Here is a 23,643-nt window from a genome sequence, read left to right on the forward strand (position 1 = left end):
GGCGTCAGCCCACGTCCCACAGGAAGCGGTGGGTGTGGATGCCGAAGTAGGGGAAGGACTCGATCTCGCGGACGCCGTCGATCGGGCGGACCACGTCGTTGACGAAGTCCAGAAGTGCCTTCGGGCCGGGGGCGACGACCTCGGCGAACAGGTCGAAACCGCCCGAGGTGAGCACCGAGTAGACGACCTCGGGGCGCTCGGCGAGGGCGTCGGCGACCGTGCGGGGGTCGCCGTCGGCCCGGATGCCGAGCAGCGCCATCGCCTGGCCGCCCATGGCCATCGGATCGGTGACGCCGACCACCTGTACGGCCCGGGAGTCGAGGAGGCGTTGCAGGCGCTGCCGGGCCGCCGAGGCGGACAGGCCGACCTTCGGTCCGAGGTCGGCGTAGGCGATCCGGCCGTCGGTCTGCAGTTCGCGCAGGATGGCCCGGTCGATCTCGTCCACGCGTCTCCTTCCGTGTCGTCCCGCGCGGTGGCCGCGCGGTTCAGCCGTGCAGTTCGTCGAGGGCGGCGGCGAAGACCGCGGTGTGGGTGTCGACGTCGGCTTCGGTGGTGTCGGGGCACATCAGCGCCATGTTGTGGAACGGGGTGAGCAGGATGCCCCGGTTGGCCAGGTACAGGTGCAGGAAGTCCTCCAGCTCCGGGTCGGAGGCCGCCGCGGACTCGGTGCCGGTGCGGGGGGCCGGTGCGGTGAAACGGTACTCGGTACGGGCGCCGAGCCGGCTGACGGACCAGGGCAGCCGGTGCGCCTCGACACCGGCGCGGACCCCGGCCTCGAAGCGCTCGGACAGCTCGGTCATCCGGGCGAACGCCGCGTCGGTGAGCACGTGTTCCAGCGTGGCCCGGGTCGCCGCGACCGACAGCGCGTTGCCCGCCAGGGTGCCGCCGACGCCGCCCATGTCGACGAGGTCCAGGTCGGCGCGGGCGAGCAGCCGCTCGGCCAGTTCGGCGGAGAGACCGTAGGCGCCGGCGGGGATGCCGCCGCCGATCGCCTTGCCGATGGTCAGCAGGTCGGGTTCGAGGTCCCACGCGGCCGTGCAGCCGCCGGGGCCGGCGGAGAAGGTGTGGGTCTCGTCGTTGATGAGCAGCGTGCCGTACCGCCTGGTCAGCTCCCGGACACCGGCGAGGTAGCCGGGTTCGGGCAGCACGATGCCGATGTTGGTCAGCGCGGGCTCCATGAGGACGGCGGCGACGTCGCCGTGGGCCAGCTCGCGCTCCAGTCCGGCGAGGTCGTTGAACTCGGCGACCCGGCTGGTCAGCGTCACGTCGCAGGGCGCGCCGACGTTGCCCTCGCGGGCGGTGCCGTCGCCGTCCGGGCCGACGACGATGAGCGACTCGTCCACGCTGCCGTGGTAGCAGTAGCTGTTCACCAGGACCTTCGGCCGGCCGGTGACGGCCCGCGCTAGCCGGATCGCCCAGCGGTTGGCGTCGGTCGCGGTCAGGGAGAAGCTCCAGCGCGCCAGGCCGAAGCGCCGGGTCAGCTCGGCGCCGACCCACTCGGCGTCCTCCGTGGGCAGCATGGCGGTGGCCCCGCCGAGTTCCGCGAAGCGCCGGTGCACCGCCTCGGTGACCGGCGCGGGCGAATGGCCGGCCATCGCACCCGTGTCGCCGAGGCAGAAGTCGATGTACTCGTGCCCGTCCACGTCCGTCACCCGTGCGCCGCGTGCCCCGGCCAGATAGCGGGGGAAGGCGCCGGCGGTCTTGTTCATCCAGGTCATCGGCACCCGGCCGAAGAGGTGGTCGGCCCGCGCGTAGGCCTCCCGCGAGCGCGGGTTCCGGCGCTCGGCCTCGGCGCTCTCGCGGGCCAGGAGGGCGTGCAGTCGCGTGCGGTCCATGAAGTACCTCGCTGGAGGAGACGGCGAACGGCCCGACTGTACGACGGAATCGGCGAAGGACTCAAGATTTGGCGATCGAATCCGCTGTGGTGGCGAACGAATCGATCGCGCGCGGCGAGCCGGGCATCGGAAGGGTGACGGATCCCCCCTGGCGCGACTGACGAACCCCCGGACGGAGTTCGAACGCGTCGACTCAAACGCCAGGCCGCGCCACCCCTTCCGCCAGGTAGAAATATCTACGAGCATGCATATGCCGGGTTGCTGTGCAGGCGCACGATGTGCCCGGCGCCGCCGCCCCCTGCGCCCAGAGCAGGTGAGCGAGGACTTCCGGAGCAGTGCATGACGAACACGATGTGGATGCGGGGCATCGAGTGGCTGGCCGCGGCGTCGGCCGACCCGCGCGCCTGCAAGTGGGAGTGGGACCACGGGGAGGGCATCGCGCTGCTGGAGGCGGGCCGCTTCTGGGACGTGCTGAGCGTTCCCGAGCGGCTGGGGCTGCTCACCCTGGACCTGCTGTGGCGGCCCGAATTGCCGGTGCCGGGACCGACCCTGGTGGACACCGCGGCGGGCCGGGTGGGCTTCTTCGTGCCGCCGGACCCGTCGGCGAGCTGGGTGGGCGCGGGCCTGCGCTACGCCGGCAAGGGGTCGTGGGTCGCCGTACCGCCGCCGTACCGGCCGGCCCGCTTCCTCGAATGGCTGGTGCCGCCCGACGGCACCGGCGCGCTGCACTCGCCCGGCACCCTGGAGGACGCCCTGCGGCAGGCCAACGCCACCCTGACCGTCCTCACACCGGTGCAGGGGCAGTAGGACCGGCGGGACGGGAGCGTCCGGGCTCGGGGCGCGTGCGGGGTCAGGACGGCGACGGGTGCGGCGGGTCCGGCTCGGTGGGGACGGCGCGTCCCTGTGCCCGCCACTCCGCGACCAGCCGGTCGTAGATCGGCTCCCCCGCCCCGTCCGTCCGGCGGTCGCGGTCCACCCGACGGCCCGGGATGTCGGCCCGCTGCGGGCGGTCCGTCCGTTCCAAGCGGTTCATGCAGGGGCAACGCGCGCGGGCGGCCCTCGGTACGTCCCGCTCCGGCGCCTCACCGGGTCGGGTGAGGCCATCGCCCGAACGGGACCTTCCGCCTGTCGGACAAGCATCCCGCCCGGCGCGCGCGGGCGCGTGCGCCCGCTCCGACGGGCGCGGCGGGAGGGCCGCTCCTATCCTTGTGTGACGGTTCGGGCTCCTGACGTCCCGCTCACCGCACGTTCGCGTCTCACGTGCTTGGAGTCAGCCCATGTCGCATCGATCCGCACACCTGCGCAGGGGGACCCTGGTCGCCGTGACGGCGGCGACGCTGCTGGCGCCGACCGCCGCCGGCGCCGTACCGGCCCCCGCACCCGCCGTGTTCACCGCCGGCTCGCCGACGCCGTCCCCCTCCGGGCCGGACGTCCGCGCCCTCACCCCCGCCGTGGCACGCCAACTCGACACCTCGGTGGAGCGCGTGATGCGCGAGGCGAACGTCCCCGGGGTGACCGTCGGCATCTGGACGCCGGGACAGCCCGACTACGTCCGCTCGTTCGGGGTGGCCGACAAGGCGAGCGGCCGGAAGATGACACCGGACCTGTTCATGCGCATCGGCAGCGAGACCAAGACGTTCACCGTGACCGCGCTGCTGCAACTGGCGGACCAGGGCAAGGTCGGCCTGGACGACCCGATCGGCCGGTACATCGACGGCGTGCCGAACGGCGACCGGATCACGCTGCGGCAACTGGCCGGCATGCGCAGCGGGTTGTTCAACTACACCGAGGACGACGACTTCTTCAAGGCTCTGACGTCCGACCCGCAACGCCCCTTCACCCCGCAGCAGTTGCTCGACTACGCGTTCCGGCATCCGGTGCTCTTCGAGCCGGGGCAGAAGTTCTTCTACTCCAACACCAACCTGATCCTGCTCGGGCTGGTCGTGGAGAAGGAGAGCGGTCAGCGTCTCGGGGACTACTTCGCACAGCACATCCTCGGCCCGGCCGGCATGAAGGACACCGTCTTCCCGACGGGCAGCGAGTTCCCCGCGCCGCACGCACAGGGCTACACCGACCAGACGGCCGACGGGAAGGTGGCCGAGACCGCCGGCTGGAACCCGTCCTGGGGCTGGGCGGCCGGAGCGATGATCTCCACCCTGGACGACCTGCACACCTGGGCGCCGACGGTCGCCACCGGGCAACTGCCCGACGGCAGGCGGATGATCAGCCCCGCGATGCAGGAGCAGCGGCTCGTCACGCCGGCGACCCCGATCCCGGGCGCCGGGTACGGACTGGGCATCTTCGACGTGCAGGGGTGGATCGGGCACAACGGCTCCCTGCCGGGCTACGAGTCCCTGACCATCTACCTGCCGTCGACGCGGACGAGCGTCGTGGTGCTCCTCAACACCGACATCGGCCACGACGACGAGGAACCCAGCACCCTGGTCGGCCAGGCGATCACCCAAATCATCTCGCCGCAGCACGTCTTCGACCTGCCGGCCCAGCCTTCGGCCAGGTGAGGTGACAACTCGGCCGGTTCGGCGGTCCCCGTCCGGCCCGGAATCGAGCGGGCGCACGGTGACGGGTCGGAGCGCGGGGCCGCGACCGGTCCCCCGTTCCGGTCGTGCCCCGCGGAATGCCGAAGGTACGTGTGGCGGCGCGCCGGGGGTAGCGCACCGGTGCACGGGTGCGTCCCGCGCGGCACTCAGCGGTGCACAGACGCGTCCGGTTGTTCCGGGTTCGCCGGGCCCAGTCGGGGCGTGGCGATCTCACCGGTGATCAGGAACGCGAGGACGACCTCGTGCAGGTCGGTGCCGCCGGTCAGCAGCCGCCGTTCCAGGACGGGTTCGGCGGCCCGGACGTGTTCCCGTACGGTCTGTGCGTGCACTCCGAGAGCCCGGGCGGCGCTTTCGGCGTTCGCGTCGGCGTCGATCCAGGCGCACAGGGTGCCGCGCAGGTCCCGGCCGTCCCCGTCGAGGCGGCCGAGGAGGGACCGGGCCCAGTCGCGGAGCGCGCCGGTGCCGAGCAGGTCCGGCAGGCGGACGGGTTGCCGCGGGTGGGGTGCGGCGCCGCCGGGGTCGTACGGGCCGTGTGCCGCCTCGGTGTTGAGCGCGAACTGGGCGAGGGCCCGGACGGCGGGGGCGGAGACGTCGGCGCCGATGAGCGCCGCGACCCGGTCGATGCGGGCGCGGACGGTGTTGCGGCTGACGCCGAGCACCTTGGCCGTGTTCACGGCGGTGAACTCCAGGCCGAGGCGGGTGGTGGCGACGAGTTCGGCGCGCACGTGGTGCGGGAGCGTGTCGAGCGGACGCAGCAGGGCCGCGGACCAGGCCCGTAGGGCGGCGGGGTCCATGAGCCGCTCGGGGCGGGTGCGTTCGGCGTAGACGGCGGACCGGGCGGGGTGGAAGCGGGCCACCGCGAGGGCGGTGACGGCCTGTGTGTAGGCGGTGGCGGTCAGGGCGAGGCGTTGCCGGGTACTGCCGCCGAGGAAGGTGCCCGGCCGGTCGGCGACCAGGAACCGCAGCCGCTCCTCCACCTCTCCCGACGGGCCGACGACGATGACGTGCCCGTCCATCGCGGGGCAGCGCACGACGAGGGCCAGGCCGTCGGTGGCGTCGACACACGCGTCGGCCAGCGCGTCCCGTGCGGCGGCGGAGCCCTCGATGACGTAGACGCGGGCGGTGTCCTCCTCCAGCAGCCCGGGCCACAGACCGGCGGCGACCCGGCGTGCGGAGACGGTGTCCTCCACCATGAGCAGCTGCAGGATGGCCAGCCGCAGGTCGGCCGTGACCCGCCGCAGCCGGTGCCCGGTGTCCGACAGCTCCCGCTCCCGCAGGAGCAGTTCCAGCACTCCGGCGGTGTGGCCGAGGATCTCGGCGGTGTGCCGGTCGAAGGGATCGGTCCGGGCCACGACGAGGACCGCTCCCGCGGCCGAGCCCGGCCGGGGATACGGAATGCCGACCAGACGGACATGGCGCGCCCCGTCCTGCAGGGCCGCGGAGGCGACCCGGCCGGTCGCCACGTCGGCGGTCACCGGGGCGTCGAGCGGTATCCGCTCCCCCGCGAGCAGACCGCCGGCCGCGTCCTGGAGGCAGACCGAGGCGCGGGTCGTCCGGGCGAGCCAGGCGACGAGCCGGCGGAGGTCGCGTCCGGCGGGCCGCAGATGGCCGAGCAACTGCTCCGCCCAGTCGCCGTCACCGCCGTAGCGCTGCTGGGCCGCCTGGCCCCCCTCCGATCGGCCGGCCACGTGCCGTTCTCCTTAGTCTCCGCGTTGACCTGGGCATACGTCCCAGGACGTTACCCGACCGTCCGGGTGCCCATGCGGGCCGGAGGCAGACATGGCTCCGCCGGCGGCCCGGGGGGGTGGGCTCGCCGGCGGAGACGCCGCGCCCGGGCGGGGGGAGTGCTCCGGACGACTCTTCCGTCGGTTGCCCGGGAATCCGCGGCCTACACACGGGAATTCGGAAGAATTTTCCCCGGGTCGTGAGGACGTTCTTTCCCGGGCCCGGCACCCGGCCACGGGCCCTGCGCGTGCGACGGCCGGGAACGGCATAAGCTCGGTGAATGGCGAAGTACTTCGACGTGCACCCCGAGAACCCGCAGCCGCGCAGCATCGCCCAGATCGCCGATGCGGTCAGGTCGGAGGCGCTCATCGCGTATCCGACCGACTCCTGCTACGCGCTGGGCTGCCGGCTGGGCAGCCGGGACGGCATGGACCGGATCCGTTCGATCCGCCATCTCGACGACCGGCACCACTTCACACTGATGTGCCGGGACTTCGCGCAGCTCGGTCAGTTCGTCCGCGTGGACAACGACGTGTTCCGGGCGGTGAAGGCCTCCACACCCGGCAGTTACACCTTCATCCTGCCGGCCACCCGCGAGGTGCCGCGCAAGCTGATGCACCCCAAGAAGAAGACCGTGGGCGTGCGCATCCCGGACCATGTGGTCACCCAGGCGCTGCTGGCGGAGCTGGGCGAGCCGTTGCTGTCCAGCACGCTGCTGATGCCGGACGAGGAGGAGCCGATGACCCAGGGCTGGGAGATCAAGGACCTGCTCGACCACGCGGTGGACGCGGTCGTCGACTCCGGTGACTGCGGTACGGAGCCGACGACGGTGGTCGACTTCTCCAGCGGGGAGGCGGAGATCGTCCGGCGGGGGGCGGGAGACACGACCCGCTTCGAGTGAGGACACGGGGCACCGGCCGCGGCGGTCGTGATCTTGCGTGACAGCATGACCCGTAGCCGCGGCGCCGCGGACACCACCGCCGTCCGCCGCCCATTCCCGAGGGAGGGCCTTCTCGCCATGTCCGATGTCCAGGGAACCGCCGTCGACGTCCCCACCGAGGACGGTGTGGCCGACGCCTATCTCGTGCACCCCGCCGACGGGCTGCCCCACCCGGCCGTGCTGCTCTACCAGGACGCGTACGGCCTGCGGCCGCACCTGCGGTCGATGGCCGACCGGCTCGCCGGCGCGGGATACACCGTGCTGGTCCCGAACGTGTTCTACCGCCTGGGCCGGGCCCCCGTCGTCGACCTGCCCGATTTCATCGACCCGGCCGCGGACCCGGACATCTGGGAGCGGCTCGGCCCGGTCGTGGCCTCGCTGACGCCCGGTCTGGTGGAGCGGGACGCGGCCGCCTACCTTGGCTGGCTGGCCGACAGCCCGCTCGCGGCCGACGGCCCGGTGGCGCTGACCGGGTACTGCATGGGCGCCCGGCTCGTCCTGTGGACGGCGGCCGCGCACCCGGACCGGGTCGCGGCGGGGGCCGGATTCCACGGCGGACGGCTCGCCACCGACGATCCGGGCAGCCCGCACCTGGGCGCTCCGGCCATCACCGCGGAGCTGTACTTCGGGCACGCCGACCAGGATCCGTCGTTGCCGCCGGAGCAGATCGCCCGGTTCGAGGAGGCCCTGACGGCGGCCGGGGTCCGGCACACCTGCGAGGTCTACCCGGGTGCTCCGCACGGCTACACGCAGGCGGACACGAGCGCCTACCAGCGCGAGGGGGACGAACGGCACTGGGCGGCACTCCTCGGCCTGCTGGAGCGCACCTTCTGACACGGGACCCCGACAGGCCCGGCCCGGGGCGCCGTCGTCGTCCCGGTATCGGCCCGGCGTCCGCCGCACGGCGGGCGCCGGGCCGATCCGGTCCACATCATTGACATGGACGCGTCCTCGCACGACGCTGAGAGCGCTCTCAAACAGGTACGGACCAATTCCGTACGACCCCGACCCCACACGGAGGTGGAGAGTGCCTCACCGGCTCACACGTCCCGCGCTGCCCCTGGCGACCGCGGCGGCCCTCGTCGGCGGACTGCTCGCGCTCGGCACGACGGACCGCGCGGACGCCGCCGTACCGGACACCGTCCCCCTGAAGATCACCAACAACTCCGGCCGCTCCGACCAGGTCTACGTGTACGACCTCGGCACCCAGCTGTCCTCCGGCAGGCAGGGCTGGGCCGACGCGAACGGCACCTTCCACGCCTGGCCGGCCGGCGGCAACCCCCCGACCCCCGCACCGGACGCGGCGATCCCCGGTCCGGCCGCCGGCCAGTCCAGGACCATCCGCATCCCCAAGTTCTCCGGCCGGATCTACTTCTCCTACGGCCGCAAGCTCGACTTCAGGCTGACCACCGGCGGCCTGGTGCAGCCGGCCGTGCAGAACCCCTCCGACCCCAACCGGGACATCCTCTTCAACTGGTCTGAGTACACGCTCAACGACGCCGGGCTGTGGCTCAACAGCACCCAGGTGGACATGTTCTCGGCGCCCTACGCGGTCGGGGTGCAGCGGGCGGACGGCAGCACCGCCGGCACCGGGCACCTCAAGTCCGGCGGCTACACGGGTGTCTTCAACGCCCTGCGCGGACAGTCGGGCGGCTGGGGCAAGCTGATCCAGACGCGTTCCGACGGAACCGTCCTGCGGGCGCTCTCCCCGCTCTACGGCGTGGAGACAGGCGCGCTGCCGGCGAACGTCATGGACGACTACGTCAACCGGGTCTGGCAGAAGTACACGACCTCGACGCTGACCGTCACCCCGTTCACCGACCAGCCGAACACCCAGTACTACGGCCGGGTCTCGGGCAACGTCATGAACTTCACCAACTCCTCCGGAGCGGTCGTCACCAGTTTCCAGAAGCCGGACGCGGACAGCGTCTTCGGCTGCCACAAGCTGCTCGACGCACCGAACGACGCCGTCCGCGGGCCCATCTCCCGGACGCTGTGCGCCGGTTTCAACCGCTCCACCCTGCTGGTCGAGCCCCACCAGCCGGACACCACGACCGCCAACTTCTACAAGGACGCGGTGACCAACCAGTACGCACGCGCCGTTCACGCGCAGATGGCGGACGGCAAGGCGTACGCGTTCGCCTTCGACGACGTCGGCAACCAGGAGTCCCTGGTGCACGACGGCAACCCCCAGCAGGCGTATCTGACGCTGGATCCGCTGAGCTGACACGGCAAGGGTCCCGCACCCCGTCGAACGGGGTGCGGGACCGCTGTGGTACGGGTCCGTCGTCAGCCGGTGGTCAGGGACGTGTCGTCGACCACGAAGCTGGTCTGCAGCGAGGAGTCCTCCACGCCGTTGAACTTCAGCGTGACCGTCGAGCCCGCCAGCGAGGACAGGTCGAAGGACTTCTGGCTGTAGCCCGAGGCCTTGTCGAGGTTCGAGTAGGTGGCCAGGGTCTTCGAACCGGCGGTCACCGTCAGCTTGTCGTACTGAGTGCTGCTGGTGGTCTCCGCGGTGTCGATGTGCAGGTAGAAGGTCAGGGTCGCCTTGCAGCCCGCGGGGATGGTCACCGACTGGGACACGGAGTCGGTGTGCGAGGAGCCGTAGCCGTCCAGCCAGGCCTTGTAGGACCCGCTGTGCGACGCCTCACCGCTGTCGGTGGTGATGACACCGCTGGTGGCGGTCCAGCTCGTGCTGCCCGATTCGAAGCCCGGGTTCTTCAGGAGCTGGGTGGAGGTGCAGCCGCCGCCGGTCGTGCTGACCGTCCAGCCGAAGCTCGCGGTGCCGGTCGCGCCGGTGGAGTCGGTGACCGTGACCGTGGTGCTGTACGAGCCCGCCGCGCTGGGCGTGCCGGTGATCAGGCCGGTCGAGCTGTTGATCGACAGACCGGACGGCAGACCGGAGGCGCTGTAGGACAGCGCGCCGCTGTTGGTGCTGGTCGCCTGGATCTGCAGACTCACCGCCGTGCCGACGGTGGAGGACTGGCTGCCCGGGTTGGTGACCGTGACGCCGTTGGCCGGCGGGTTGATGTGTCCGCCGACGTTGATGCCGGCGAACGCGTTGCCCACTCCGGCGTACTGGGTGGAGTTGGTGCCGTACAGGGCGGCCGCCGCGTTGAGGGCGGCGGTGCGCGCGCCCGCGTAGTTGGTGGTGGACGTCATGTACGTCGTCAGCGCCTTGTACCAGATCTGCAGCGCCGCGGCCCGGCCGATCCCGGTGACGGCGACGCCGTCGGAGGTCGTGCTGTTGTAGGTCACGCCGTTGATGACCTTGGTGCCGCTGCCCTCGGACAGCAGGTAGAACATGTGGTTCGCCGGGCCCGAGGAGTAGTGCACGTCCAGGTTGCCGACGCCGGAGTACCAGCTGTCCGCCGAACCGCCGTCCTTGCTGGGCTTGTCCATGTAGCGCAGCGGCGTGCCGTCACCGTTGATGTCGATCTTCTCGCCGATGAGGTAGTCGCCGACGTCGGTGGAGTTGTTGGCGTAGAACTCCACACCGGTGCCGAAGATGTCGGAGGTCGCCTCGTTCAGGCCGCCGGACTCACCGGTGTAGTTGAGGTTGGCGGTCGCCGCGGTGACGCCGTGGCTCATCTCGTGGCCGGCGACGTCCAGCGAGGTCAGCGGGTCCGCGTTGGCGGAGCCGTCGCCGTAGGTCATGCAGAAGCAGCTGTCGTCCCAGAACGCGTTCACGTAGGCGTTGCCGTAGTGGACGCGGGAGTAGGCGGCGACGCCGTCGTTGCGGATGCCGCTGCGGCCGAAGGTGTTCTTGTAGAAGTCCCAGGTGGTCGCGGCACCGTAGTGCGCGTCGGCGCCGGCCGTGGCCGCGTTCGACGTGGTTCCGTTGCCCCAGGTGTCGCTGGTCTGGGAGAACAGCGTGCCCGTGCCGGACGTGCCGTGGTTGAGGTTGTACGTCTTGTGACCGCCGCGCGCCCCGTCGGTGAGCGTGTAGTTCGAGCCCGACTGGGTCGTGGTCAGCGACACCTGGCCGCTGTACTGGGTGTTGCCGATACCCGTCTTGACCGCCTGGTAGCGGTGGAGTTCGGCACCCGTGGTGGCGTCCGTGACGACGTGCAGCTGGCTGGGCGTGCCGTCGTCCTGGAAGCCGCCGATCACGGTCTCCCAGGCGAGCTTCGGGGTGCCGGTGCCGGCCCAGATCACCTTGCGGGCGCTGTCGGTGGTGGCCTTGTCCGCGTCGAGGGCCTTGGCGGCCTTCAGGGCCTTCGTCTCGGCGGCGGACTTGGTGAAGGTCGCGGACGTGCTCGCGACCTTGATGGCCCGCTTGTTGGCGAAGGTGGTGCTCACGGTTCCCGAGGCCTGCGAGGCGGGCGGGGTGTGCACGACGAGGTCGCCGCCGAGGACCGGGAGCCCGGCGTACGTGCGCTCGTACCGGGTGTGCAGCGTGCCGTCGTTGTCCTTGACGACGTCCTTGACGACCAGCTTCTCCTTCGCGCCGAGCCCGAGGGTGCGGGCGGTCGTGGAGGTCTTCTGCTGGGCGCTCTTGACCAGTGCCTGGTGCTGGGCCGGAGAGAGCTTGGCCTCGAGGCCGCCGGTGCGCAGCGGGGTGGGGTGGGGGGCGGCCGGCGTGGCGGACGCGGGGACCGCCTGCATGCCGAGGGCGAGGAAGGCCGCGGTGGAGAGCAGGGCGGCTCCGACCGTGGCCCGCTTGTGACCTCTGTGGGGAAGGGGTCGGTGGGGAGAGCGTCTCACTCGTACTCCTCCTGCTGCGGCCGCGGGGTGGCGGCCGGTGACAGACCGGGCAGACGGGTCTGCTGCCCGGGCGAGCTGAGCTGTGCGGGACCGTGATCCGTGCGCACACCATGGAGATGCGATGTGCTGGAGGGAGAATTCCAGCTTTGACTCGCGCATGTCAGTCACGCCGGGGGCATTCAAGGGTTTTCCCTATACCGGCCGGTGCGGAGGGAGTGGTTCCAGGTCGGAGGGAGCGGTTCCGGGGTCCCGGCGGGGTCCCGATGGGGGGTGCTCACCCCATGGCGGCACCCGCGGCGCAGGAGGAGTCGCCGCGGGTGGCGCTGACGGCGCTGGAGGTGACGGAGGATCAGGCGGACGCCTCCAGTTCCCTCTTCAGCGCCGCCATCTCCTTGTCGACGAGCGCGATCTGCTGGTCGAAGTAGTCGTCGGTGAAGCCCGGGGGCTGGAAGAACGTGATCATGAACTCGCTGCCCTCGCCGTTGGGCACCACGCGGGCCGGCACGCTCCAGGCGGCCTCCCGGTCCACGTAGTCGTGATCGAGCAGACCCATGGCGGCCTCACCCCGGACGCGCAGCCGGGCCGGGCCGCGCGGGGTGTCCATCAGCCACCAGTCGGGGTCGGCCGTCGGCTCGACGGCCTGGACGTTGACGACGGCCCAGCGGGGCCAGTTGGCCGGGTCCGCCACGAACGCGTACACGTCGGCGGGCGGCCGGGCGATGGAGACGGTCTTGGTGACCGAACGGGTGATGTGGAGCGGGGAGTTCATCGTCTTCCTCCTCGGAAGCGTTCTGTGTGCTGGATCAGGTGCCGGCGCCGGTGCCGTTCTCGGCGGCCTCGACGAGCTCGCGGATCCAGGTCTGCAGGCGGTCGCGCTGGGCCGGATCGAGGTCGCCGAAGAAGTGGGCGTCGTTGCGGTCGGCGATCTCCACGAGCCGCGGGACGAGGTCCCGGCCCGCCGGGGTGAGGACCAGGAGCAGGCTCCGGCGCGAGGCCGGGTCCGGCTCGCGGGCCATCAGTCCCTTGGCGATGAGCCGGTCCACCAGGCGGGACACGGCACCGGAGTCGATGTCGATGTACCGGGCGACCTCCCGTGTCGTCGAGGCGTCGCCCCGGTGGACGGTGATGAGCACCGTCCACTGCGCCACGGTGACGTCATGGGTGGCGAGCTCGCGTTCGAAGCGCCCGTGCACCTCGTCGGAGAGACGGCGCAGCCAGTAGCCGAGATGGTCCTGAAGACCGCTGGTCGATGTCACACGTCCATATTCGTTGTCGCGACATCAGTTGTCAAGACACCACCGCTGGGGCGGTGCCGTCGCGTGTGAGCCGCGGGGCCGCCGAGGCGGCATCATGCTGCGCATGAGCGGAACGAAGCGGACCGGCGGTCCCGGTGGCGGCAGACTGGCCCACAGCAGAGTGCCCATGAGCGGCCGTGATCCGGAGCAGCCCGGCCGGGTGTCGTCACCTCTGGAGCTGTTGTTCGACCTGACGTTCGTGGTCGCGGTCGGCACCGCGGCGTCGAACTACGCCGAGATGATCGCCGCAGGGCAGCCCGGCAAGGCGCTCACCGCGTTCGTGCTGGCGATGTTCGCGATCAGCGTCGCGTGGATCAGCTTCAGCTGGTTCGCTTCGGCCTTCGACACCGACGACTGGCACTACCGGTGCCTGACCATGCTCCAGATGATCGGGGTCGTGGTGTTCTCCCTGGGACTCCCGGCGATGTTCGACTCGATCAGGGAGGGCGGTCACCTCGAACTGCGGGCGATGGTGATCGGATACGTCGTGATGCGGGTCGCCATGGTGCTCCAGTGGTGGCGGGCGTCCCGGGAGTCGCCGCCGTTCCACCTGGTGGGCACGGCGAACATCCGCTGGACGGTCCTCGCGCAGGCCGGCTGGGTGGTGGTGGGCTTCGCCCAGCTGCCGCTGCCCGTCACCTTCGGGGCGTTCGCCGCGCTCGGCGTCGTCGAGCTGCTGCTGCCGGTGTTCAGCCAGGGCGGCGCCGGGGGCACCCCCTGGCATCCGCACCATGTCGCGGAGCGGTACGGCCTGTTCGCGATCATCACCCTCGGCGAAGGGGTCGTCGGCACGGTCGCCTCCTCAGGTGACCTGCTCGGCGGCGCCGGCGGGACGCACTGGACCGCAAACGCCGTCGCCGTCGTCGTGGCGGGCGTGGGTCTCACCTTCGGCATGTGGTGGGTGTACTTCGCCGTGCCCTTCGGCGACCTGCTCGTGCACCGCCGCAGTCGCGGATACGTCTTCGGCTACGGCCACATCCCGGTGTTCCTCGGGATCGCGGGAGCGGGTGCGGGACTCCATGTGGCCGGACTGCACCTGGAGCACCACGCCGAGGTCGGCGGCGTCGCCGTGATCCTGTCGCTGGCCCTGCCGGTCGGCCTCTTCCTGCTCATGGTCTACCTGCTGCACACGCTGCTGCTCTCCGCGACGGACCGCTTCCACCTGCTGCTGATCTCCCTCACCCTCGCGGTGCTGGCCGCCGCCGTGCTGCTCTCCGCGGCGGGCGTGCCGACGGCGGTGTGCCTGCTGGTGGTGATGCTCGCGCCCTTCGTCACGGTGGTCGGGTACGAGACGGTCGGCCACCGCCACCAGCGGGAGATGCTGAAGGCCCTCGCCGCGCGCGGCCGCAGCGCCTGAGGGCGGCCGGCCGGTGCCGGACGGGCCGCGGTGTCCCGGCCGGTGGGCGGCCCGCCGACGGCCGGGGTCACAGCCGTACGGTCATCTCCACGGCCACGTCGTCGCCGGCCGCGAGGCCCTGCGGGGTGCGCACGGCGTTCTTGAGCGGCAGCAGATAGCCGTCGTCCTTCGGGAAGAGCGAGGTGGTGAACGTGATCGCGCCGATGCGCGCCTCGACGGGGATGACCCCCCAGCCGTACGTGGCCATGGCCGCCACCTCCCGGATGTCGGCGGCCTCCTGGTCGGGGACGGCGATGAAGTAGTACGGCGACGGCCCCCGCCACTCGATCACCGGTCCCGCGAAGGCGAGTTCCACAGATCCGCTCCGTTCCTCGACGGGGCCCCGCGGGGCCGAAGGGCCCGGCCTCCCGAGGAGCCGGGCCGCGCGCTCAGCGTACCCCGGCGGGTAATCCCTCCGGCCGTCACGGAGGTTGACGTACAGGGGCCCCGCATACGCCTGGTGACCGGCGCGTTGTTACGGTGCAGCGCGTGTCTGACTCCTCACGCGATACCGCCCAGGGCGCCGGCTGGGGCGCGGCCGAGCGCGGTGCCTACCAGCAGCTGATGCCGGACCACGTCGAGAAGCTGTCGTGGCTGAACCCGAGGATCCTGTGGGCCGCCCGCAACGGCGTGCTGGCCTCCTGGTTCGGCGATCCGACCGGCGGCACCCGCGGCCGCTGGGTGGCACGGCGCAAGGCGGCGGGCGCCCCCGCCGACAAGGTGATCCGGCGCGAGGTACCGGAGCGGTTCTCCTTCATGGTCCTCGGGGACACCGGCGAGGGCGACGCCTCCCAGTACGCCGTCGTGCCCGGCTTCCTGAAGGTGGGTCAGGACACCGAGTTCGCGGTGATCGCCAGCGACGTCATCTACCCGGTGGGCGCGGCGGGCGACTACGGCGACAAGTTCTTCCGGCCGTACCAGGACTATCCGGCGCCGATGTACGCGGTACCGGGCAACCACGACTGGTACGAGGACCTCGGCGCCTTCATGCGTGTCTTCTGCGCCGACACCCCGCCGCCCGTCCCCGAGCCCCGCCCCCGCCCGCTCGGTCGCGCCTGGTGGCGCGAGCTGCTCTGGCACCGGCCGGGCCCCACGGACGAGCAACGCCTCGCCGCCGCACGGGCGTTGCGGCCGGCGCCCGCCCAGCAGGCCGAGCAGCCCGGCCCGTACTGGGCGATCGACGCCGGTCCGGTCCGGATCGTCGGCATCGACACCGGTCTGCTGGGCACGATCGACGCCGAACAGGGCGCCTGGCTGCGGGAGGTGTCCCGGGGGCCGAAGCCGAAGATCCTCATCACCGGGTCGCCGCTGTACGTCGACGGCGAGCACCACCCCTGCGCGATCGAGGGCGGCGGTTTCGTCGACGACGTCGTCCGGGACCCCGAGCACCACTACGTGGCCGCGATCGGCGGCGACATCCACAACTACCAGCGGTACCCGGTCGACGTGGCCGGCCGCACCGTCCAGTACGTGGTGGCGGGCGGCGGCGGCGCGTTCATGCACGCCACGCACACCATCCCGCGGGTGTCGGTGGCGGGAGTCACCGAACGCGAATTCCGCTGCTACCCGCTGCGCGGGGACTCCCTGTCGTTCTACAGCCGTCTGTACGGCCGGCGGATGCGGCTGCGGCGCTTCTTCACGCTCACCGAGGACGAGGCCACGGCGGTCGTCGCCGAGCGCCTCGGCATCGAGCCGGGGCGCGCGCCCGGAGCCGGCGCCCGGATCACCCGGCGCACCCGGCTGGTCGCGGGCCTGCTCGGCACCGGGAGCCGTCCCGAGCGCAGGAGGCGGTTCCGGCTGCCGGTGCGGAAGATCTACACCCAGCTGTTCTCACCGTCCTCCACCACCTACAGCCCGCCGTTCTTCAAGTGCTTCCTGCGCCTGGACGTCAGCGCGGACGCGGTCCGGCTGCGCTGCTTCGCCGCCACCGGCAACCGTGCCCAGGAGCTCGATCCGCCGGTCGAGGACGAGGTGACGATCCCGCTGGACTGATCGCGAGGGAACGATCACACGGCTGTCACACTCGCCTGCCACAATCGCGGCAGAATCGACGTACGACCGCTGGAGGAGCCCGTGCCGACCGCCTCTCGCCCGCTGCGCAGGCTGGGCTTCCTCACGATCGGCCTGTTCGACCCGGCTGACCCGGCCCGCGGCCACGAGTCCACGCTGGAGATCATCGAGCTGGGCGAGCGGCTCGGATTCGACAGCGCCTGGGTCCGCCACCGGCATCTGCAGTACGGCATCTCGTCCCCGGTCGCCGTCCTCGCCGCGGCTTCGCAGCGCACCCGCCGCATCGAGCTGGGGACCGCGGTGACCCCGCTCGGCTGGGAGAACCCGCTGCGCCTGGCCGAGGACCTGGCCACCGTCGACATCCTGTCCGGCGGCCGGCTGAACCCGGGTGTGAGCGTGGGCCCGCCGACGCACTACGAGCAGGTCAAGGAGGCCCTGTACCCGGACACCTCCGACACGGAGGACTTCGGCTACGAGCGGGTGCGGCGGCTGCTGGACCTGGTGCGCGGCGAGCCGGCCACCGGCTTCAGCGGTGCGGTGGGCTTCGAGACGTTCTCCGACGTCGTGCAACCGCACTCCCCCGGCCTCGGCCGGCGGCTCTGGTACGGCGGCGGCAGCCTCGGCTCGGCACGCTGGGCGGGCGAGCACGCGATGAACTTCCTGACCAGCAGCGTCGTCAAGGCCGAGGGCACGGACACCCCGGCGGACTTCGCCGCGATCCAGCTCTCCCACATCCGGGAGTTCCGGGCCCGCCACCCCGACGGCGAGGCGGCCCGGGTGTCCCAGGGCCTGGTGGTGATCCCCACCGACTCGGCGACGCCGGACCAGCGGGCCAGGTACGCCGCGTACGCGGACCAGCGCCTGCCGCGCACGACCGCTCCCCAGGGCCCGGCACGGCTGCTGTTCGCCCCGGACCTGGTGGGCACCTCGGCGGAACTCGCGGAGCGGCTGCACGCGCACGCCGCCTTCCGCGAGATCGACGAGGTGGCGTTCGCGCTGCCGTTCACCTTCGGGCACGACGACTACGTGCAGATCCTCACCGACATGGCGACGAGGCTGGGCCCGGCCCTGGGGTGGCGGCCCGGAGGCTGAGCCGCGCCGGCCGCCACCCGGGGCCGGGGTTCACCAGCGGCCCGGCGCGGTCCCCGTGACCGGTTCGGACGGCTTGCCGTCCACCCCCACCGGCACGTCACCGGCGAGCATCACCCGGTGCATGACACGGGGGAGGTCGAGGTGGACGTTGTCGCTCGGGGCCAGGTGGATGGTGGCCCGGTTGTCCCAGAAGGCGACGCTGCCGGGCTCCCAGCGGAAGCGGACCGTGTACTCGGGGCGCACCGCCTGTTCCAGCAGCATCTCCAGCAGCGCGGCGCTCTCGGGACGGGAGACGTCCACGATCTGCTCCAGGTAGTAGCCGTTGACGAAGAGCACCCGTTCGCCCGTCTCCGGGTGCACCCGCACCAGCGGGTGCACGGAGGCGACCTGGTGGTCCAGGAGGTGCCGCAGGTACGCGTCGTCGCCGGGCCGTGCCTGGTAGCCGACGCCGAGACGGTGTTCGGCGCGCAGCCCGTCCACGAAGGCGCGGACCGGCGCCGACAGACCGGCGTAGGCGGCGGCCAGGTTCGCCCAGGTGGTGTCGCCGCCGTACGGCGGGACCGTCTCGGCGCGCAGCACGGTCGCGGCCGGGGGGTCGATGCGGGCGCCGTGGTCGCAGTGCCAGCCGCGCAGCAGGGTGTGCCGTCGCCGCTGGAGCCACTCCTCGTGCTCCATGCCGAACCGGCCGCCCAGCTCCAGCCGGTCCGCGGTGGTCTCGACCTCGGGGAAGCCCTCAGGTGAGGCGCTGCCCCGCCGCCCGAGGACGACCGGTTCCCCGAACCGGCGGGCGAAGGCGACCTGCCCGGCGTGGTCCAGCTCCTGCCCGCGGAAGAAGACCACCTTCCAGCGCAGCACGGCCCGCCGGATCAGGTCCACCACGGCGTCGTCGAGGGGTCCGGCCAGGTCGGCCCCGGTGATCTCGGCCCCGATGTGCCCGGCGACCGGACTCACCTCCACACCCGCGACCCGTTCCGTGCGGTCCGCGGTGGCCCTGTGCGTCGTCATGCGCGCTCCGATGCTCGTCCGTACCGGCTCCCCGAGGATCGTGGCACCTCCGGCGCCCGGACGGCGAACACCCGTACGGTCCGTGTCCGGAACGCGGCCGTGCCGCGGCGGTGGGCTACGGTCCGTCGACGCGTTCCTGCGCGGCGCCGGCCGAGGGCGCGCCGAGGCTGCCGAGGATGTCGAGGAGTTCGGCGCCGCGGCTGCCGGGCTCGGCGTGGAAGACGACGAGGGTGAGCCCGTCGGCGCCCTCCACGGACAGCTTCTCCGAGTGCAGGTCGAGGTCGCCGACCTGCGGGTGGGTCAGCCGGGTGACCCGGCCGCGCCGGGGCCGTACCTCGTGGCGGGCCCACAGCACGCGGAACCGTTCGCTGCGCAGCGACAGCTCGCCGACCAGGTCGCGCAGGCGCGGGTCGTCCGCGTCCGCCCCGGCACCCGAGCGCAGAGCGGCCACGCCCTCCGCGGTGAGGTCCTCCCAGTCCCGGCGCAGAGCGCGCTCGGCGGGGTCGAGGAAGACGGCCCGCAGCAGGTTGACGCCGGGCCGGTAGTTGGGGGTGAGCGCGGTGGCCAGGGCGTTCGCGGCCAGGCAGTCGGTGTAGCGGTTCTGCAGGTAGGCGGGGTTGCGCGGCCAGCCGTCGATCAGCCGGCGGAGGCCGGCCGGGACCTGCGGCGTCCGGCGCCCGGGCCGTGTGCCGGACGCGGGCCGTTCCCGGGCGAGCCCGACGAGGTGGGCGGTGGCGTCGTCGTCCAGCCGCAGCACCCGGGCGACGGCCTCCAGCACCTGCACGGACGGGTTGCGGTCGCGGCCCTGCTCCAGCCTGAGGTAGTAGTCGGAACTGATGCCGGACAGCATCGCGACCTCCTCGCGGCGCAGCCCCGGCACCCGCCGCAGGCCGCCGCCGGGGAGGCCCACGTCCTCGGGCCGCACCAGCGCGCGGCGGGCGCGCAGGAACTCACCGAGCGCGTTCGAACCGTCCATGGCACCACCGTACGGTCGCCCGGCCGCCGGTGACTGTCCCTGTCACTCCCAGGATCGCGGGGGCACTGCCGGCCCGTGCCCGGCGGGCGCAGGGTGGAGGTGGGGCGACCGGGCGGACCGGTGGCCGGGAGAACGTGAGAGGTACGACATGACTGCACAGCTCGGCGGCACCGTCACCCCGGTCGGCGGACCGACCCTGACGCGGATGGGCTACGGCGCCATGCAGCTGGCCGGGCCGCACGTCTTCGGCCCGCCGAAGGACCGGGGCCGCGCGGTCGCGGTGCTGCGCGCGGCGGTGGAGGCGGGCATCACCCACATCGACACGGCGGACTTCTACGGTCCCGTGGTGGTCAACGAGATCATCAGGGAGGCCCTGCACCCCTACCCGGACGGGCTGCACCTGGTCACCAAGGTCGGTGCCCGGCGCGGTGCCGACGGCGGCTGGATCGTGTCCCGGCACCCCGAGGACCTGAAGGCGCAGGTGTACGACAACCTGCGGCACCTCGGCGTGGAGACGCTGGACGTGGTCAATCTGCGGCTGGGCGACGTCGACACCCCGAACGAGGACTCCGTCGCCGAGCCGTTCGGCGCGCTGGCCGAGCTGCGCGAGCGGGGGCTGATCCGGCACCTGGGGCTGAGCGCGGCCTCCGTGGCGCAGCTGGCCGAGGCCCGGGCGATCGCGCCGGTGGTGACCGTGCAGAACCTCTACAACCTGGCGAACCGGCGGGACGAGGCCCTGCTGCGCCGCACCGCGGCCGAGGACATCGTCTTCGTGCCGTACTTCCCGCTCGGCGGCTTCACGCCCCTGCAGTCCGAGACGCTGGCGAAGGTGGCCACCCGGCTGGAGGCCTCGCCGCAGCAGGTCGCGCTGGCGTGGCTGCTGCGGCGGTCGCCGAACATCGCGCTCATCCCCGGCACCTCCTCCGTCGCGCACCTGCGGGAGAACATCGCCGCGGCGGCCCTCGTGCTGCCGGACGACGCGGTGGCCGAGCTGGACGGCATCGCGGGCTGAACGCGCCCCGCCCGGGGTACCCGGGGCGCGTGGAGCGGACGCACGCACGAAAGGAGCCGCACGTGGCAGCGGAGGACCGGCTGCGGACGTACCGCGGCAAGCGCGACTTCGGGCGGACCCGCGAACCCTCGGGCCGGGCCGCCCGGGCCGGCGCTGACGAGCCCCGCTTCGTGGTGCAGATCCACGACGCGCGGCGGATGCACTTCGACTTCCGGCTCCAGGTCGACGACGTCCTGAAGTCCTGGTCCGTCCCCAAGGGCCCGTCCGGCGACCCCGCGGACAAGCGGCTGGCCGTACCCACCGAGGACCATCCGCTGGACTACGAGGACTTCGAGGGTGTGATCCCCGCGGGCGAGTACGGCGGCGGCACGGTGATCGTGTGGGACAACGGGACCTACGAGCCCCTCAGCCACGACCGGCGCGGCCGGGCGGTGGACTTCGCCGAGTCCCTGGCGCACGGGCACGCCACCTTCCGGCTGCACGGCACGAAGCTGCACGGCGAGTACGCCCTCACCCGCTTCCGCGGCGGCCCGGACGAGGAGGAGGCCTGGCTGCTGGTGCGCAAGGGACCGGCGCGGCCGGCCGGGCACGGCACCCCGGATCCACGGCGGGCCCGCTCGGTGCGCACGGGACGCACGCTCGCCCAGGTCGCGGCGGCCGCCGGCGAGGAGTGACGCCCCGTTCTCCCAGGACGCGCCGGATCCGGGCCACTCGTTCCGGTTCCGGTGATCAGGTGCCGGGCAGCGGCTGTTCCGCCCAGATGGTCTTGCCGCTGCCCGTCTGCCTGCTGCCCCAGCGCTGGGTGAGCTGGGCGACCAGCAGCAGTCCCCGGCCGCCCTCGTCGTAGACGTGTGCCCGGCGCAGGTGCGGGGAGGTGGAACTGCCGTCGGAGACCTCGCAGATGAGCGCGCGGTCGCGGATCAGGCGGAGCTTGATGGGCGGGGTGCCGTAGCGGATGGCGTTGGTGACCAGTTCGCTGACGACGAGTTCGGTGACGAAGGCCTCCTCCTCCAGGCCCCAGGCGGCCAGTTGGCGGCCGGCGGCCTGCCGGAAGGTGGCGACCTCGGCCGGGTCCGGCGGGACGTCCCAGGTGGCGATCCGGTCGGCGCCCAGGGCCCGGGTGCGGACCAGGAGCAGGGCGACGTCGTCGATGTGCTGTTCCGGCATGACGGCCTTGAGCACGTTGTCGCTGAGGGACTCCAGGGAGTCGCTCGGTGCGGCGAGCGCGCGGCGGAGTTCCTCGGCGGTCCGGTCGCCGTCCCGGTCGCGGTCCTCCAGCAGCCCGTCGGTGAAGAGGGCGACGACGGAGCCCTCGGGCAGCTCGAGTTCGGCCGCCTCGAAGGGCAGACCGCCGACACCGAGCGGCGGCCCGGCGGTCATCGGGACGAACTCGGCCGTGCCGCCGGGCAGCACGACGGCCGGGGCCGGGTGCCCGGCGGCGGCCAGGGCGAGGCGGCGGGAGACGGGGTCGTACACGGCGTACAGGCAGGTGGCGCCGAGTTCGGCGACCTCTTCGGGGCTGCCCTCGGAGGCCAGGTGGGTGACCAGGTCGTCGAGGTGGGTGAGGAGTTCGTCCGGCGGCAGGTCGACGTCGGCGAGGGTGCGCACGGCGGTCCGCAGCCGGCCCATGGTGGCCGAGGACTGGATGCCGTGGCCGACGACGTCGCCGACGACCAGGCCGACCCGGCCGCCGGAGAGCGGGATGACGTCGAACCAGTCGCCGCCGATGCCGGCCAGCGATCCGCACGGCAGATAGCGGTGGGCCACCTCGACCGCGGCCTGTCCGGGCAGGCCCCGCGGGAGCAGGCTGTGCTGGAGAGCCAGGGCGGTGGCCCTCTCACGGGCGAAGCGGCGGGCGTTGTCGATGCACACGGCGGCGCGGCTGGCGAGCTCCTCGGCGAACACGGCGTCGTCCGGGCCGTAGCCGTCGGGATGGACCACGCGGACGCAGACCGCGACACCGAGGGTGGTGTCGCGGGCCCGGAGCGGCACCGCGATCATGGAGTGGACGCCCAGGCGGAGATCGCGGCCCGCGGGCGAGCGTCTGTTGCGTTCGGTCAGCCACTCCACGAAGGCCGGCTCGCCGGCCTGGGCCAGTACCGCCCGGCCCTCGCGCAGCGCCTGGGCGGGCGGGGAGAGCGGCGGGTAGGCGTCGCTCTCGCCGATGCGCATGGCCGCGCCGGGGCTGCCGGGACGGGTGGAGCCGTGGGCCACGCGCTGGAGCAGGGCACCGTGCTCCGCCGTGATCGGCGGCTCCTCGGCGCCGAGCACCCAGTCGAGCAGGTCGACGCTCGCGAAGTCGGCGTACTGCGGGACCAGGATCTCGGTCAGTTCCTCGGCCGTGCGGACCACGTCGAGCGTGGTGCCGATGCCGGTCGCGGCCTCGTTCAGCAGGGCGAGGCGGCGGCGCGCCCAGTACTGCTCGGTGTTGTCGAAGGCGGCCATGGCGACGCCGGTCATCTCACCGTCGTCGCCGCGCAGGGGCCACATCTCGATGCTCCAGAGATGTTCCCGGTTGAGCGCGGGGGCGCGGGCGAAGCTCTCGTAGCGGACCGGCCTGCCGGTCTCGGCCACCTCTTGGAGGTGGTGCAGGAGGCCCTGGTTGGCTTCGCCGTCCTCGACGGTGTCCGAGAAGAAGCGGCCGGTCAGCCCGGTCTCGGCGACACCCATGACCTTGCAGGCGGTTTCGTTGAGCCGCAGGTAGCACTGCCTGAGGTCGAAGACCGACATGGACATGGAAGCCTGCTCGAAGGCCTGGGCGGCCAGGGAAGGGGCGGGCGCGGCGCCCTGGTCGGCGGTGACCACGTAGCCGGTGGCCTCACCGTCCTGGCCGAGGAGCGGGCACGCGGTGAGGGCCACCTCGACGCGGTGGCCCTCACGGTGCCGCAGGGCGACGGTGCCGCAGCGCGTGGCGAGTGCGTCGGCGGTGACGTCCTCCGCGAGCAGGCCGGCCGCCGGCCGGCCCACGACGTCCCCGGCCGGGTGGCCCGTGAGCAGCCGCGCGCCCTCGCTCCATCCGGTCACCCGGCCTCGGGCGTCGATGAACGCCACGGCGGCGACATGCTCCATACGCCCAGGATGATCCGATCGGT

The 23,643-nt window shown here is 72.6% G+C and carries 21 protein-coding genes; 10 read left to right on the plus strand and 11 right to left on the minus strand.

The genetic code is table 11. From position 1 onward, the window contains the following. Positions 1-4 precede the first annotated feature (4 nt). Positions 5-445, minus strand: a complete 441-nt coding sequence (locus N8I86_RS03925) for an Lrp/AsnC family transcriptional regulator (RefSeq protein ID WP_073894237.1) — start codon at positions 443-445, stop codon at positions 5-7. A gap of 40 nt (positions 446-485) precedes the next feature. Then, entirely contained in the window at positions 486-1,835 is a 1,350-nt protein-coding gene (locus tag N8I86_RS03930; protein ID WP_123438997.1) for a transaminase, read from the minus strand. Between the two features lie 339 nt (positions 1,836-2,174). Here N8I86_RS03930 and N8I86_RS03935 point away from each other — a divergent pair, with 339 nt between their 5' ends. Next, positions 2,175-2,642: a hypothetical protein gene (locus N8I86_RS03935; protein WP_123438996.1), complete on the plus strand. Its 468-nt coding sequence runs from the start codon at positions 2,175-2,177 to the stop codon at positions 2,640-2,642. 43 nt (positions 2,643-2,685) lie between these two features. On the opposite strand, the gene N8I86_RS03940 is transcribed toward N8I86_RS03935, so the two are convergent. Further along, the gene (locus tag N8I86_RS03940; protein ID WP_079192485.1) at positions 2,686-2,868 is read right to left on the minus strand and encodes a hypothetical protein; all 183 of its coding nucleotides are present in this window, start codon (positions 2,866-2,868) and stop codon (positions 2,686-2,688) included. A 244-nt stretch (positions 2,869-3,112) separates the two neighbouring features. On the opposite strand from N8I86_RS03940, the gene N8I86_RS03945 reads away from it, so the two are divergent. Next, complete coding sequence (locus N8I86_RS03945; protein WP_263277113.1) at positions 3,113-4,354, plus strand: serine hydrolase domain-containing protein; 1,242 nt, start codon at positions 3,113-3,115, stop codon at positions 4,352-4,354. A gap of 185 nt (positions 4,355-4,539) precedes the next feature. Here N8I86_RS03945 and N8I86_RS03950 read toward each other — a convergent pair whose 3' ends face one another. After that, positions 4,540-6,081, minus strand: coding sequence for a helix-turn-helix domain-containing protein (locus N8I86_RS03950; protein WP_263277114.1), 1,542 nt, complete (start codon positions 6,079-6,081; stop codon positions 4,540-4,542). Between the two features lie 317 nt (positions 6,082-6,398). Here N8I86_RS03950 and N8I86_RS03955 point away from each other — a divergent pair, with 317 nt between their 5' ends. From N8I86_RS03955 to N8I86_RS03965, 3 genes are all read left to right on the plus strand, one after another. After that, on the plus strand, positions 6,399-7,019 hold the full coding sequence (locus tag N8I86_RS03955) for an L-threonylcarbamoyladenylate synthase (protein ID WP_073894245.1): 621 nt from the start codon (positions 6,399-6,401) through the stop codon (positions 7,017-7,019). 117 nt (positions 7,020-7,136) lie between these two features. Continuing rightward, positions 7,137-7,892, plus strand: coding sequence for a dienelactone hydrolase family protein (locus N8I86_RS03960; protein ID WP_263277115.1), 756 nt, complete (start codon positions 7,137-7,139; stop codon positions 7,890-7,892). A 193-nt stretch (positions 7,893-8,085) separates the two neighbouring features. After that, positions 8,086-9,285 (plus strand): glycoside hydrolase family 64 protein, encoded by a 1,200-nt coding sequence (locus N8I86_RS03965; RefSeq protein ID WP_073894248.1) that lies wholly within the window; start codon positions 8,086-8,088, stop codon positions 9,283-9,285. 62 nt (positions 9,286-9,347) lie between these two features. Here N8I86_RS03965 and N8I86_RS03970 read toward each other — a convergent pair whose 3' ends face one another. The 3 genes from N8I86_RS03970 to N8I86_RS03980 form a co-directional block, all read right to left on the minus strand. Further along, positions 9,348-11,666 (minus strand): M4 family metallopeptidase, encoded by a 2,319-nt coding sequence (locus tag N8I86_RS03970; protein WP_263280062.1) that lies wholly within the window; start codon positions 11,664-11,666, stop codon positions 9,348-9,350. 448 nt (positions 11,667-12,114) lie between these two features. After that, entirely contained in the window at positions 12,115-12,534 is a 420-nt protein-coding gene (locus N8I86_RS03975) for an SRPBCC family protein (RefSeq protein WP_073894251.1), read from the minus strand. Positions 12,535-12,568: 34 nt separating this feature from the next. Further along, positions 12,569-13,021 (minus strand): MarR family winged helix-turn-helix transcriptional regulator, encoded by a 453-nt coding sequence (locus N8I86_RS03980; protein ID WP_073894253.1) that lies wholly within the window; start codon positions 13,019-13,021, stop codon positions 12,569-12,571. Positions 13,022-13,187: 166 nt separating this feature from the next. Between N8I86_RS03980 and N8I86_RS03985 the strand changes: the two genes are divergently transcribed. Further along, the gene (locus N8I86_RS03985) at positions 13,188-14,417 is read left to right on the plus strand and encodes a low temperature requirement protein A (RefSeq protein ID WP_317633644.1); all 1,230 of its coding nucleotides are present in this window, start codon (positions 13,188-13,190) and stop codon (positions 14,415-14,417) included. Positions 14,418-14,484: 67 nt separating this feature from the next. Here the strand turns inward: N8I86_RS03985 and N8I86_RS03990 are convergent, their stop codons facing one another. Next, on the minus strand, positions 14,485-14,772 hold the full coding sequence (locus tag N8I86_RS03990) for a DUF1905 domain-containing protein (protein WP_073894256.1): 288 nt from the start codon (positions 14,770-14,772) through the stop codon (positions 14,485-14,487). A gap of 173 nt (positions 14,773-14,945) precedes the next feature. Between N8I86_RS03990 and N8I86_RS03995 the strand changes: the two genes are divergently transcribed. Further along, positions 14,946-16,448: a metallophosphoesterase family protein gene (locus N8I86_RS03995; protein ID WP_263277117.1), complete on the plus strand. Its 1,503-nt coding sequence runs from the start codon at positions 14,946-14,948 to the stop codon at positions 16,446-16,448. An 81-nt stretch (positions 16,449-16,529) separates the two neighbouring features. Beyond that, on the plus strand, positions 16,530-17,558 hold the full coding sequence (locus N8I86_RS04000; RefSeq protein ID WP_073894259.1) for an LLM class flavin-dependent oxidoreductase: 1,029 nt from the start codon (positions 16,530-16,532) through the stop codon (positions 17,556-17,558). 30 nt (positions 17,559-17,588) lie between these two features. Here N8I86_RS04000 and N8I86_RS04005 read toward each other — a convergent pair whose 3' ends face one another. Both N8I86_RS04005 and N8I86_RS04010 read right to left on the minus strand, forming a co-directional pair. Next, positions 17,589-18,563 (minus strand): TauD/TfdA dioxygenase family protein, encoded by a 975-nt coding sequence (locus tag N8I86_RS04005; protein ID WP_073894261.1) that lies wholly within the window; start codon positions 18,561-18,563, stop codon positions 17,589-17,591. 115 nt (positions 18,564-18,678) lie between these two features. Then, positions 18,679-19,539: a helix-turn-helix domain-containing protein gene (locus tag N8I86_RS04010; RefSeq protein ID WP_073894262.1), complete on the minus strand. Its 861-nt coding sequence runs from the start codon at positions 19,537-19,539 to the stop codon at positions 18,679-18,681. 148 nt (positions 19,540-19,687) lie between these two features. Between N8I86_RS04010 and N8I86_RS04015 the strand changes: the two genes are divergently transcribed. After that, positions 19,688-20,551, plus strand: a complete 864-nt coding sequence (locus N8I86_RS04015; protein ID WP_263277119.1) for an oxidoreductase — start codon at positions 19,688-19,690, stop codon at positions 20,549-20,551. Between the two features lie 62 nt (positions 20,552-20,613). Next, positions 20,614-21,225, plus strand: a complete 612-nt coding sequence (locus N8I86_RS04020; RefSeq protein ID WP_123438983.1) for a DNA polymerase ligase N-terminal domain-containing protein — start codon at positions 20,614-20,616, stop codon at positions 21,223-21,225. 55 nt (positions 21,226-21,280) lie between these two features. Here N8I86_RS04020 and N8I86_RS04025 read toward each other — a convergent pair whose 3' ends face one another. Next, entirely contained in the window at positions 21,281-23,620 is a 2,340-nt protein-coding gene (locus N8I86_RS04025) for an ATP-binding SpoIIE family protein phosphatase (RefSeq protein ID WP_263277120.1), read from the minus strand. Positions 23,621-23,643: the final 23 nt, after the last annotated feature.

The organism is Streptomyces albidicamelliae (genome assembly GCF_025642175.1).
In the GTDB taxonomy this organism is placed as follows: Bacteria; Actinomycetota; Actinomycetes; order Streptomycetales; family Streptomycetaceae; genus Streptomyces; species Streptomyces albidocamelliae.

Excerpts from the sequence above, each read along its gene's own strand:
- N8I86_RS03930 (WP_123438997.1), bottom strand. The coding sequence starts at position 1,835 with ATGGACCGCACGCGACTGCACGCCCTCCTGGCCCGCGAGAGCGCCGAG.
- N8I86_RS03935 (WP_123438996.1), top strand. The coding sequence starts at position 2,175 with ATGACGAACACGATGTGGATGCGGGGCATCGAGTGGCTGGCCGCGGCG.
- N8I86_RS03940 (WP_079192485.1), bottom strand. The coding sequence starts at position 2,868 with ATGAACCGCTTGGAACGGACGGACCGCCCGCAGCGGGCCGACATCCCG.
- N8I86_RS03945 (WP_263277113.1), top strand. The coding sequence starts at position 3,113 with ATGTCGCATCGATCCGCACACCTGCGCAGGGGGACCCTGGTCGCCGTG.
- N8I86_RS03955 (WP_073894245.1), top strand. The coding sequence starts at position 6,399 with ATGGCGAAGTACTTCGACGTGCACCCCGAGAACCCGCAGCCGCGCAGC.
- N8I86_RS03960 (WP_263277115.1), top strand. The coding sequence starts at position 7,137 with ATGTCCGATGTCCAGGGAACCGCCGTCGACGTCCCCACCGAGGACGGT.
- N8I86_RS03970 (WP_263280062.1), bottom strand. The coding sequence starts at position 11,666 with ATGCAGGCGGTCCCCGCGTCCGCCACGCCGGCCGCCCCCCACCCCACC.
- N8I86_RS03975 (WP_073894251.1), bottom strand. The coding sequence starts at position 12,534 with ATGAACTCCCCGCTCCACATCACCCGTTCGGTCACCAAGACCGTCTCC.
- N8I86_RS03985 (WP_317633644.1), top strand. The coding sequence starts at position 13,188 with ATGAGCGGCCGTGATCCGGAGCAGCCCGGCCGGGTGTCGTCACCTCTG.
- N8I86_RS04005 (WP_073894261.1), bottom strand. The coding sequence starts at position 18,563 with ATGACGACGCACAGGGCCACCGCGGACCGCACGGAACGGGTCGCGGGT.
- N8I86_RS04010 (WP_073894262.1), bottom strand. The coding sequence starts at position 19,539 with ATGGACGGTTCGAACGCGCTCGGTGAGTTCCTGCGCGCCCGCCGCGCG.
- N8I86_RS04015 (WP_263277119.1), top strand. The coding sequence starts at position 19,688 with ATGACTGCACAGCTCGGCGGCACCGTCACCCCGGTCGGCGGACCGACC.
- N8I86_RS04025 (WP_263277120.1), bottom strand. The coding sequence starts at position 23,620 with ATGGAGCATGTCGCCGCCGTGGCGTTCATCGACGCCCGAGGCCGGGTG.